This window comes from Lentzea sp. NPDC006480, assembly GCF_040611995.1.
Lineage (GTDB): Bacteria > Actinomycetota > Actinomycetes > Mycobacteriales > Pseudonocardiaceae > Lentzea.
Genome location: NZ_JBEXPJ010000107.1, coordinates 16488 through 30203 on the forward strand (window position 1 = coordinate 16488; position 13716 = coordinate 30203).

Annotated in this window: 1 pseudogene (cut by a window edge); it reads left to right on the forward strand. The window is 66.9% G+C overall.

Annotated features, from left to right (window positions below):
* A pseudogene (locus ABZX92_RS31745) lies at positions 1-13716 on the forward strand (hypothetical protein) (its annotated part extends 16292 nt beyond the left edge of the window); the annotation flags it as partial.

Here is a 13716-nt window from a genome sequence, read left to right on the forward strand (position 1 = left end):
GGCCTGGCGCGACATGGTTCGCACGGTCACGGTGCCGTACCGCGCTTCTGGCACGCGGAATGTGTCGGCGGATGCCGAGAAGCGGTTGAACATCGGTCCGGACTCACGTATCACGAGCCGCGGTCTGACCAGTGAGGCGCGTTTCCCTGCCGATGTGATCTCGTTGTCGGACGTTGAGCTCGAGCCGACGATCGAAGAGGCCGCCGCCGTGCTCACGCTGAAGATCCAGCACTCCGGTTTGGAGCATGCAGGTGAGCTGCAGGACGGTCCGATCACCACGGACGACGAGGCGGGCACGCTCACCTTGGCGCTCCAGATCCGCGACGTGCTCCGGGACGGCCTCAAGAGCCGCGGTGGCACGCTGGCCCTCGACACCGCGGTCGAGCTGGCGAACCGGCACGAACGGCCCGGTGTCGTACTCCGCGCCGCCGTGTCCGCCATCGCCGCCGACCCGGCAGACGCAGATCGGGCGCGGATTGTCACGTTGCCGCCCGCTACCGACGACTCGCCGATCACGGACGTGCTCAACCTCCTGATCCTCCGCGTCCCGCCTCTCGACTTCGACCTGCCTCTCGACTTCGATCTGATTCCAGACCTCGATCTCGCATCGGACCGAGACCTGGCCTCAGTTCCAGAACCTGCCCGCGAAGCCACGTTCGACACGTCCGGCAACGCCGACGTCGACCGGCCGGACCGCACCTACCCGGTCGTCGCCCGTGTGCAGGCCCTCGAGGTCGCGCCGCAGCTGCCGGGCTCAGTCGAGTTCAAGTCGTACGGCTTCACCGACGACACCACCCAGCCGTCGCCCGAGGTCAGAGAGGCACTGGAGCGGCAGGCCGAACGGCTCGCTGAGGCGATCGTCATCAGGCACAGGCTCGGCATGGCCCCGCCGGAGGTGCTGATCGAGGGCGGCGGCGCGGATCTGGGCGAGGAACGCCGCAACAACGTCGCAGCCCTGCTGGCGTTCGCGGTCGACCGCCAAATGAGCCTGGTGCAGCGCGAGGTGGACCCGAGCGCCCGTATTACCAGTGGCGACACGCGGTTCTCGATCCAGAAGAGCTCCTATGACGCCCACCGGACGAGCGGCGTGCGCGTCGTCGTGGACGGCACGGTAGCTGCCCCGGCGCCAACAAAGGTCGAGATTCCCTCCACGCCGTTCCCCGTAGTGCCGGACGCGGCGTGGGTTGTCGTCGAGTTCAGTGAGGACGGTGAGATCTCGAACGGCACGTCGCCGGAAGACTTGTTCCGCGACGTCGCCGCCGCCGGGCCGGAACCCCGGGTGGTGGTGAGAGGCGGCGGGCAACAGGGCGGCTCGCTACGGCAGGAGGTGATCCGGGGTCTTACTAAGGTGTTCTACGCGGTCACGCGCACGCTGAACGCCGTCGCGATTACCGAGGAGGCGGGCGACGGGCCCGTCACCGTCCAGGTCGACCGGTCGCGGCCCGTGACCCAGACCAGGGCGGCGGCCGACTTCGACGGTTCGTCGGCCACCGACGTTCTGGCCCGCGAGCTGGTCGAGACGTCCGACACGTTCGAGTTCATGACCAAGCTGGACGAGGTGCGCAACCGGCCAGACGTGCTGAGGGCAGTTGTGACCGCTCGCCGCGACGAGCCCCTTGGCCTGGCACAGGTCCACTCCATGGACTTCCCGGACGCGCGGGCGCTGTCGGACGAGGTGCGTTCGCGTGCCGCCGCGGGCGAGGGCGTCATGAGCCTGCTCACCGGTATCGAGCACGACACGATGTCGCTGCTCGTGCTCGCGGAGATCCACCTGGCCGCGCACGGGCGTGATCTCTTCGAGGACGCGCCCGGCCTGGCCGACGCGGTCCGCTCAGTACCTGTTGTACCGCCCCCCGATCCAGAGGCCGCCGGTGATCCCGTGGCGAAGCTGAGGAAGTCCTATGAGATTGGCCAGCTAGAGCGTGCGTTGTTGGGCTACCGGGACATCGCCGGCTCGAACATCAGGTTCGACCTTCTGCTCCAGAACTCAAGAATGTACAACGGGCGTCTTCGCGACGGCCACGCGTGGGTCGAGATCGCGTTCCCCATCGGCTCGAGCGGTTTCCTCGGCCGCACGTTCTCTGCCGGGTTCTCTCCGCAGACCAGTGAAATGTCTGTTTTTACGCCTCAGCCCGGTGAGCTGCGCAGCCCTGACTTCCGTTACACGCCGGAAGCAGTGGTGCAAAGCAAGGTGACGGTCTCGGAGCTCGAACGCGGTTTGGCGTACATCAAGTCTGTGCAGAACAGGCAATTCCATTGGTTCACGTACAATTGCACCGGCTTCGTCAAAAACTTGTACTCAGCGGTGACCGACCGCAAGATCTCGCTCACCGGAATCGATGGCGTGATGCCGAAGGGGCCCGACGAGCACAGGGTGCGCGCCCGGCATATCCCTGACGAGGAGTTCAACGTCGGCGCCAAGTTCGTCACCGAGCTGCACGAGCCGTACTTACCAGGCGAGCTCGTCGGCTTTGTCGACGCCTACACCGAGCACCTCGTGGCCGGCTTCCGCAAGGGGCTGCCCGCGCAGCCGGTCCGGATCACCGTACCCACGTCCGGTACCACGCATCCGGCGCGTGTGCGCGCCGATTTCCGCGCTCTACTCGAGTCGTGGCTGTCGGATGTGCTGCCCAAGCGGGCGCACCGGTTCGTCACGAGCGAAGTGCCTGTTGAGGTGCAGAACGTTAAGGAATTCAACGGACCCTTCCGCATCGAATTCCCGCGACCGGTCGTCACCGAGTCGCCGCAGCCCACGCCGCAGACCATGACGGGTCGGTCAGGCGTGACCCTCGCGGCCGTGGTCAGTGGGGACGGGTTCCGGGGTTCCGGTTCCGACGGTGAGGACTTCTACTTCACCGCTGACGACGTGCTGACGGTGCCGTTGGTCAAGGACGGGCAGATCATCGGCGCGTCGTTCCCGTCCGACCGTGAGGCCATGACGGCTGCAGAGCACGCCACGTTCACCACCGCGTTTGTGAAGAACGCGAAAATGGCGACCTGGTCCCAGGTGTATACCGTTGGCGACGGGGTCTCGATGGAGCAGGCCGTCGAGCGGGGGATCACAGAGCGGGCGCCGTGGAGTGAAGAGGGGGACCAGCCGTTATTCGTTGACGCGCATGGTGCTGACGGGTTCGTGGCCGTGAAGCTGAAGAGCGGCAAGGCCGTCTCGATGACTCCCGACGCGTTTGCCGTGCTGGTAGCGAAAACGGCGTCAATCCGATTTGCGATGCGGCAGAGTCCGGAGTCGCCGGTGGTCCTGCTCATCTGCCGTGCGCTGGCGGGTGCCGCGATCGAGATCAATCGCGAGCTGCTGGCCCTGAGCTCCCAAGTGCATGTCTACGCCATCGGCGGTCAGATCCACCTTCACGAGGGAGGGCCGATCGGCACTCAGGGCGGCCCTTTCGTCCGCGTCTACGCCGACACGTCACCGAGCGCTCCGGATGTCAAGCCCGTCCCCGCCACGGTCGACGGCACGCTGACACAGACGCGCGGTGACGTGAGCGTGTCGGCTTCGTCGGTGGTCGCGAATCCTCTGCCGAATGCACGGCCCGAAGGTGGCTCGCTGGACACGATCCCGGAACCACAGATCTTCGTCACCGATCCGGACGGCAACGAAATTCCCGCAGCCACGTTGGAATCCCGGGTAGTCGAAGTGGCCGCGCACGTACGGGAAAGCCGCGCGCTCGGTCTCGTGAAGGCGACGCAGACGACGAAGGTCGGCTCGGAGGTCGCGGAACTCGTCAGCGGCGTGCTGGTCGGCAAGGTCGACGGCCTGGACGCCATCAAGACGATGGTGGACAACGACAGCGAGTTCGAGTCGTTCCTCGGCGACGGCCGCGAGTTCCAGGTCAAGGTAGGCGACCGGTGGTACGCGGCGACGGTCGTGGCAGAGCTCCAGGTGCCTCAGAACCCGATGTCCAAGGACGGGGTGAGCCCCAACTACAAGGCCGACCTCAGCGGGCTGGACCCAAAGTCGGTGTCCGCGAACAGCACCATCGCCACCGGCGGCGACATCGGCGCGACCGCTACGTTCACCACCGGTGTCGGTCCGACCGGCTCGATCGGTGTGCGGGTGCCGCTGGGCGCGCCCGCGGTGACCCAGACGCACTCGACCGGCGTGCAGACGTACCGCGGGCTGTTCCCCGGCGAGGCGGCGCAGAAGACCGACGTGCCGGTCAAGTGGTCGGTCACGGTCCTCGACGCCCGGCTGCAGCCAGTCAACAAAGACTCGCTGCAGCACGAGGTCACGCTCGGCGTGCCGGAGAAGAAGAACGCCCTGACCAAGGGCACCGACACGTCGTGGCGCTTGATCCGGCGGGACGTGACGCCGAAGCTGATCACGATGCTCGGCGAGGCCGTCACCAGCGTGCAGGACAGGTTCGACGATATCGCTGGATTGATGCACCCGTCGATCACCAAGGTCGGCGCACCTGGCCGCACGGCGTTGAAGACGTTCCTCAGCGCGGTGAACATCCGCGCCGAGCTGCCCAGCATGATCGACAGCTGGGTGTCCTCGCCCGACCTGATGAGCCCGCACGGCAGCCGCGGCGCGGCAGTGCGGATGAAGGCGGTCATCACGGAGGCCAAGCTCGTCGACGTCTACGACGACACGACGCTGGCGTTGCACGACGCGTCCACCAGGGGCGTCACGAACACTCCGGTGTCCAAGAAGGGTTTCAGCGTCTCCGTCAGCTTCGGTGGTGGTGCGACGACTGGCCAGGTGGGTGGCGCCGCAGTGCTCGGTGGCAGCGTCGGCGTCTCGAACAGCGAGACCACCCCGGCGGGCGCGCAGGGCAAGCACGAGATCGGCACCGACGTGAGGGGCCACACCGGCGCCTACGAAGTCAAGGCGGTCGTGACCGTGCAGTCGGCGGAAGGCCAGGGGGTCGACATCGAGGTCAGGGCGATCATCCGGCTCAGCCTCGCCGAAGCCGCGAAACACGGGTTCGCGGTACCCGCGGGCTTCGACGGGGCCGAGTGCCAGCGGCCGGCTGATGGCAAGTCGCGGTTCCTACCGCCCTACCTGGCCTTCGACCTTGCCACCGGCAACGCGAAGATCGGCCGATTCGACCAGATCGACAAGGTCAAGCAGCAGATCGAGGACACACTGTCCCAGATCAAGGGCTTCGAGGACTTCCTGCCGACGTGGGGCGCCCGTCAGGAGAACAAGCCCTGGTACCACGTCGACCTGACCGCGGTGAAGGCCCAGATCGCGACGGCGCTGTCCGGCGTGAAGAGGTTCGGCAGCTTCGAGGCCGCGCTGCGCAGGATGGCCGACGCCAAGTCGCGCCCTGGCGACGACTACACCCAGTTCGCCGAAATGATGACCAACCAGCGGATGTTGGACACCAACCTGTCGTCGGGCGCGACGAAGTCCCAAATGGACAGTTTGTTCGGCAAGAACCTGCCAATCGTGTTCAAGCGCCGCGGGTTCTACTCGAACGACTACGTGCGTGTGACCGTCAAGGCGAAGCTGAACGACACCAAATACGACGGCGAGGTCGTCGACCGCGTGGTCCGCAGCTCGGACACGCGCGAGTCGAAGATGGGCGCGAGCAGCAATCGGACGTTCTCGTACTCCGTGGGCCCGGACGCCCGGTTGATCATCCCGGTGAGCCAGGGCGACTCCACGCTCGCTGTCGTGCCGAACACGTCGATCAAGTACAACTCGTCGACCACGCACCAGAACGCGTCCGGCCCGCTGACGGTCAACTTCCTCGTGAACGCCGGCAGCACGACGAGCCACCGCTTCTCTGGCGACATCTCATACGACGTCACCGTCGAGACGTACTCGCGCCCGAGGGCGTGGGTCCGCCGCCTGCTGCCGGGCGCGCCCGGCTGGCAGACGCCGACGGTGAAGACGATCGCGAAGACCTCGCTTCCGGATCAGACGGCTCCAGACCAGGCGAACCCCGATCAGGCAGCCTCGGAGGGCACCGATTCGGACATCATCGGGCTGAAGCAGGTCAAGGGCATGGTGGAGCTCTTCCTACCGGACAGCTCGGTGCTCACCGAGGACCCCTCGCACTTCCACCCAGGCACGTCCGTCGTATCGGCGCGAATGGAGCAGGCGCCGTCGATCACCGACCTGCTGCTGCACCCGATGAATGTGCCCGACGGGCACACGGCGATCACCGAGTGGCTGCATGTCGAGGCCTTCACCGGTGCGGACAAGCTGGAGGAGGCCGCCCTCACCGCGCTCGACCTGGCGGCCGGTGACGACAAGGTGCTGACCCTGCCGGGTTCCGCGTCCAGGCGGGCCGCCGACCAGATGTTCGCGCCGGAGCACGTGAAAGCGAACCTTAACCCCGCGGTGAACACCGGATTGCAGGAGAACGCGCTCAAGTACCCCCGCCGGTGGGAGGACCGATTCGGCGCTCTCGCCACAAAGATGGTGCTGTCCAACCCGAAGCTGGTGTCCATTTCGGACAACACCGCGATGGAGTACTCGTCGGTCGGCGGCACGAGGGCGGGTGCGACGAAGAGCAAGAGCAAGGGCTGGGACCTCAGCTGGGGCACCGTGCTTATCGCGGCGCCGGATAGCGGTTCGGAGCGCCCCACCATCGGGCGCGGTGGTGCCGCGCTGTCGAACAAGATCTTCTCCTGGCGCAACACCGTCTCGAAGATCCGGGAGATGACCTGGCTCGGCGAGCGCAAGCGCAACCTGCCCGGCACCAGCCGCACCGTGCTGATCCAGGTCGACGCGAACGTGGACATCGTCGCTGAGAGCCAGGTCGGCAGCCTGATGCACAGCCGGCAGGAGAGGCGCGAGGGCGTCCACGTCGTGCTGCCGGGCGCGGTTTACCTGCGGGTGAGCGAGGAGCAGGCTCGCGCGCTCGGACTGTTGCCCGAGGTGACGGATCGCCCGTGGACAGAGCAGGGCACGCTCGCGCCACCGTCGACGATGCGCGAGGGTGAGCCCAGCTCCCTCGGTTTCGGGGTTTTCGAAGAGCTACCGGACCTCACTCCGATGGTGTCGGAGCTCAGGACGAGGCTCGGCGAGACCGGTGACGAGCTGATCCCGGACGCCGTTCTCGACGACGCGATGAACAACCTGCAGCGCATGCTGGACCTGGCGGACAAGGAGACAGTCCGGGCGATGATGGACAGCGCGCTGGACGGCGGCATCCCGCTGATCGCGCATGCCCCGAAGGTCTTCGGGCGCGACTCGTATCAGGTCGTGCTGAAGGCCAAACCCGGCAACCCGGAGTTCCGCGATGTCGTCAACGACGGCGTCAAGATGAACAACATCCTGATCTCCTTCGAGCGCAAGGCCGAGACCCAGGCGCGCACGCGGTCATGGGGCGCCAGCTTCCGCGCGCTGTTCGGCCTCGCACCGCACGCGGCCAACCCGACGCCGACCGGCAACCTGACAGGTGCGACGGGGACCGACATCGGCCAGTTCAGAACGGTGCGGAACACGCCAGCGTTCGTGGCGCTCGACGTACACGTCCTCGATGCGGACGGTCCCACGGCCAGGTACTCGGTGCCGGTCGAGTGGGAGCTGGAAATCCACACGCCGGACGGTACGACTGAGTCGGTCACGAAGTCCGAGAACATGACCATGCGGGTGCTGGCGGACGACCAGTCGTCGAAGCCCGCACCCGCGCCGGAGCACCGGGACACGCGGGAACAGCACGCGAGCGAGGTAACCGAGGAGGCGCTCAAGAAGTGGAGGGCCGAAGGCGTCCAGCTGCCCAGGACCGTGCACCCGCAGACCACCGTTGGTGCGGAGGAACTGCGGGCAGTCGCACTCCGGGCACTCAATGCGGCCGGTCTGAGCACCGACGCCACGGGGCCGGCCAAGGGGCTGACGAACACCGTGATGGCGGCGATGGGTGCGGAGAGCATGCGCATCGGCGTAGTCGACGCGTCCAACGAGGGCCTCGTGATGCCGGACCTGCACGAGATCGCGCTGCTGTCCGGCAAACACGCCACGCTGCAGGTGCACTCCAGGCTGGTCGCGCCGCGGCTGACCGGTCTGAGCGACGACGTCTCCATGATGAACCAGCAGGCGATGATCCCCGGCACTGGCAGCGAGTTCGCGGCGGGCGAGACCATCGACACCGTCTTCGCGGTCAACGGCGAGCTGGGCACCACCAATGGCAAGTCCGACCCGGTTCGTGATCCCCGCGCCAGGTTCGGCGACTTCGACGCCAAGCCGTCGTACGTCGAGTCCGAGTTGTTCGGCAGTGACGTCGGCTCCGCTCGGCAGGAGGGCAGCGGCGACAGCGGCCGGACCGGCCTCGTGACTTACGACGTCGAGTACAGGGTGATCGCCACTGTCGACGGCACAACGGCCGTGTTCGACGTGCACCGCAGTCGCTCCGGCCAAATCCGGGTCGCCCAGGTCGACCTCCAAGGCGCGCTGGACGGGCGTGCCGTGCCGTCCGACGTGAACATCGCCCAGGACGAGGTGAAGAAGGCGAGTGACGCCTGGCGTGCGAAGGAGCGCGAGGTCGAGAAGGCTCAGCGAACCTTCGACGACCTGGTCAACGCGAACGCGGCCGCGCGGGCGAGGGCCGACGAGGCGCTACGGATCGCGAACTTGGACGTTGACGAAGCGCTGGACCGTCGTAACACGGCGCTGACGGCGTTGGCGGGCCTGGACGACGAGGAGCGCAGACTCGAAAACGACGAGATCGCCATCGATTACCGCTTCGGCGAGCTGTTTGTGGAGCTGGCGGGTCTTCCTGCGGGTACGAGGGATGCCGGAACCCAGGGCGAGATCGACTCTCTCGCAAGGCGGCTCGCCGACGTCAAACGGCAGCAGGCGGAGCTTCCTGGCCTGCGGGAGGCGGTGGACCGGGCCGAAGATGTGCTGGCGTCGAGGCGGGAGTTCGCCCGTAAGGCTGCCGCCGAAGTGGCGAGGCTGCAGGGTCCGCGTGACGATGCGGCGGCGGTGGTCCAGGCCGCGCGCGACGAGGCGGACGTGGCGCGGACCCTGTGGTGGAACGCGAAGCTCGAACTGGAGCGGCGGATTGAGGCGTTCAACAACACTCAAGCGGTGAAGCCAGCGATGGCGTTCGAGTCCCGGCCGGCCGAGCCGGACGCGGATGAGGACCACGAGTCGGACAAGGACTTTGGCGACCTGGGTGCGTCGCTGGACCAGGATACCGCCGACCATGTCGGTGAGAAGGAGAACGCTAACGGCTCCGATCAGGCTGATAACTCTGCACCAGAGAAGCCCCAGATCTTGGTCACCGATCCGGACGGCGACGTGCGCCTCAGCCGTTCCGAACAGATTCGCGTCGCCCAGGCCAACGTCGAACGAGGGCTGGTGCTGGAGTCCGATGGGCGCATGGTGCAACCGGCGCGGTGGTCGGGACTGGTACCCGCGTCGCCGCACACGCCTATGCCGGTCGTGTCGAGCCCAGCGTTGTTGACCTCTGCCGGGGGCGTCACCGAGTTCAACGGGGTGAGATTCGACCCGAGCGTCACGCGTGTGCTGAACGAGTCGGTGGTCGATACGTTCGTTTCCTTGCGCGATCGGACGCACGGGGCACACCAGCGTTCGGTTGCCGCGGGTACTTTGTTCGACGCGGTGCATCGTGTGCTTCCTGCGGGTAAGGCGTCGGCGAGTCCTGGTGATCTGCGTGACGCGGTGTTCTTTGCCGCGTTGGAGTTGCGCGGCGACCTGCAGGACGAGGAAGGCCTGGTCGCGCGCTCACTGGTGGATGGCCTGATGGCCGCGCGGATCACCGGTGGGCAGTTGGTGGACGCTGTTGCTCCGCATGGCGCGGCGGCGGAGGCCGGGGAACAGGCGGTGCGGGCGCGCGATTTCGCCGGCAGGTTGATCGCGACTTACCTGGGTCGGAACCTGGTCATCACCGCTGCCGGCATCCAGGTCGTGCTTACGCCGTTTGACAACCCCGCAACCGATCCCGCCGTGCACATCGAGCAGCGGGCAGACGGTACCTACGGTCCGGCGGGGCCTGCCGTGGTGCCGATCGACGAGTCCCTGGGGCACGCTCCGTCGAACTCACCCGATGTCGGCACGGGTTCGTCCGGCAAGCTGGGCCGGGTCGACGTCGACGATCTGTCAGGGGGGAAGCGGAGGCGCTTCGACGAGGCCGTGACAGACGTTGCAGCGGACGACGCGACGCACAAAGTCACGGCCGTGGACGACGTCGCCGCGCAGCACGGACTCGTGGACCTGGTGCTCGACCGCGATGTCGCCCCCGAGGTGCGCGGCGGCATGCTGTTCTGGGTCATGGAGGACCTCGCGGGCACACCCGAGGACGAGGTTGGCGAGAGGGTGGCCGAGTTGGCGGACAGGGTCGCACGGCAGCTCGCTGAGGAGGTGTCGCAGACCGAGTCGGCCGAGCGGCTCGACGCCTTTGCAGAACCTGAGCGTGAGGTGCGCACGCCTGCGGGAGCTGTGGTGTCGCCTGAGGGCATCAAGGAGTTGCGTGACACCTACATGTGGCAGCGGATCAAGCTGAACGACATGGAGTCGTCCGACGAGCGCGAGAGCTTGATCGCCAAGGCGGGCAACGTCGTCGGCATGTTCGCGCAGTTGCCGAAGTTCGACGAGACGGCATACACGCCTGCCGATCACAACTACCTGGCTTTGTTCGGTTTGGTGGTTAAGTCGGTGGCTGCCAACATGCTGGTGTGGCGCTCGATGGGGGAGTCAAACGTCGAGGGGAAGGTCGCCGAGCTCACCGAGAGCATCGTGCGGATGCTGGATATCCGGTTGACTTCCAGCGCGATGCCGCGTGGTGGTGCGCCGTGGCACAGGGCGGACAGCCCCATGCCCGGCCGCGGCTCGCGGATGCGGACGATCAGCATGCCGGCAGGCACGTCCGCGCCGGTGCCGCACATCGGCTCGGTGAAGGTGGAGTTTGAGTCCGGCGTGACGCGTTTGCGCGAGCAGCCGAACGACCGCGACCGGGTCAAGAACCTCGCGCAGCACGTGGCTGCCTCCGCCATTCGCGCCGTTCAGGAGGGCCGTCCGCTTCCGGAGGTTGTCATTACCGGGTACCTCGTGGGGCACGAGGCCGGGTCCAGGGCCGTCGATACCAGTCACGACCGGTTCGTAGAGGTCGAGCGGGTGTTCAGCACCGCTCTCAGGAAAGCCCTCCGTGACCGGGGGCAGCAGCACGGCATCAATGTTCAGGACATTGCCATCCACGTCGGACTTCCCGAGGTCGAGGGTAGCTTCCGGCGGGCGGTGCGCATCGATGTCAAGGATCCTTTGACTGTCGGCTCGCAGCCGACCAAGGTCGTGTCTGCGATGGACTCCGCTCCGCCGGTGGCCTCGCCTGCCGATCTCGACGTGTACCGGTTTATGGCGCCCGTGAACAAAGTGCGTCTGGAACTGCCCCACAACCGCGACGTGGCTTTCGACGTGCGTCGGATCGAGGTGTGGCCGGGGGTGTGGGTCCGTGAACTCACGCTCATTGTGTACATGGACTTCCGGCAGAGACAGGAGGACGAGGCGCGCAAAAAGTTCTGGCGTACGTTGCAGAGTGGTGTCGAGAGCACATTCAACAGGGGGCTCGTGCTGCCGTTCTCCCGTGATCATCTGCTGGTGCAGGTGCTCCCGGTCAAGGACGCTTCGACCGCTCACGTCAAGGTCGACGTCAACGACCCCAGTGCGTCTCGGCGGGCGCGGCGGATGAGGTGGAACACTGACCAGGACGCCGCCGCCCTCGCTCAGGCGGTCGCTAATCTGCTCGGGGCGTACGACGAGGTCGCCATTAGCCAGCTCACGTACCAGCAGTTGAGGTCGCTGGAGCTCATGTCGGAGAGCCGCGGGCTGCGCGGCTTGGCGCACGCCAACTTGCCCAACCCGGCCAAGGTACGGTGGTTGTCCGGTATTGACCGCGCCGGGCGTCCGCGCATGTTCACCAGCGGCCAGGTGTCGAGGGTCCCGGTGAGGCGAGACGGTCGTGTCGTCGGCGCGCTCTTCACCAACGACACCGATCGCGCGAGCGTCTGGGTGTCGCGGCGCGACCGGGCGAACGCGCTGTTCATGGTGGATGCCACCGGAACCCGGCGGATGCCCGTTGTGCTGCGTGGTCTTGATGACGACACCACCAGGGTGATGGTGTTCCACGGCGCGGACACCGAGGGTAGGCTCTATGTGACCGGGATCGGCGAGGTGAAGGTCAAGCCGCCGGCCTTCGTGGACCTCGTCGTCGACACCGGGATGCTAAATGGCGTCCCGAAGGGCAGCCTCGTCGTGCTGGTGGCCTGTTCGATCTCGGGCCTTCCAGACCCCGACCAAGGCGGGTTCATGCACGCGGCGCAGCGGTTGTTCGCTAAACGCGATTTGGACATGCGTGTCGCTGGCGGTTCCCAGCGCGCCGTAGCGCCGCTCGATTCTCACAGCGTCCCGTTGATCCAGGTGACCGACGGCGGGCATGTGAACGTGGCCGGTCCGACCACCGAGGTCGATGACGGCGCGGTTGTGGCCGAATTGGTGACTGCGGCGCTGTCGAGTTGGCAGTACATAAAGACGCGAGCGGGCCGGCCCTATCGCGCGAAATTCAGGCTCGCCGATCGTGCGGACACACTGGCCCTGGTCAACGACATCGTGGGGAAGCTCCGCGCCTCGGTAACCGGTCGGGACGGTGACCTCGACCTGGTGGCGGCCTACTCGTGGGCCGACACGGCGCATGAGCGGCCGGACCTGGTGCTGGCCGCGGTGCTCTCGCTCGTCGCGGCGGACCGCAGCTTCCCGGAGATTCGGACGCTGACGAACCGCAAGCTGATCCGCGGAGCGGGGTTCGAGCGGTGGATGAAGGTGCCGTTGACCCCTCTCGCGCGGTCGCGCTTCACGGTCACCGGCAAGTCGACCTGGGATCACCAGGCGGGGGAGGTCCGCAGGCCTGTCAGGCTGGTGCCGCTGGATGTGTCGGCGCCGCTGCGGGTGGGGATGGACGCCGCGCCCGTCGAGGCCGACTTCAACCTGTTGACCAACCAGTACACGGAGGCGCTGGACAACTTCGCGCTCATGACGGCGCAGCTCGCCCTCGAGAACCAGGAGGACCGGATCGCGCTGCCCACCACCCAGATCGTCGGCTACGCGCGGATGGGCACGGACGAGTCCCAGGTTCGAGACAAAGCCATCGACCGTGCGAACCGGGTTGCCGCCCACCTGCGCCGCCTCGTCGGGCAGCACCTTGCGGCGCTGACCCCGCAGGGTGAGCAGGTGCTGTCCCCAGACCTGATCGTGACCAACGCGGTGTCGGGCATCCCCCGGCCAGCTTCGCGCACGCGGTCCGCGACGGCCACGGTGTACCTGACGTCCTCGAACGGGATGCTTGCGTTCACCGGTCGTTCGTTCGTCCTGCCGCTGGTGACCTATGCGCCGCCCAAGGCTACGTTTGTGGCTTACGCGGATGGTGTGGTCGAGGCCGAGCCGGGTTCGTCCGATCGGTCGTCCATCGATGAGCTGCGCCCGGACTTCGGCACCCGCAGTACGGCCGACTTCGGGTCTCGTCCTGAAACTCTCGGCCTTGCGTCGACGACGGCGCTGAGCGAGGTCGAAGAGCTGCCAGACACCGCCCAGTCTTCGTCCGCCCCCGAAGTCGTCCCGGTGACCTCGCCGGCCGAGCTCGACCTGTACTGGTCCAGGGCGCCGGTGAACAAGGCGTATCGCGCGCTGGAGCCGTTGGTGTCTCGGGTTCACGCGGAGCCGCTGGCGTCCCAGGCTCGCTCGGTCGCGCACCAGTCCGTGATGCGAGAAGCCGTGCGGGTAGTTGC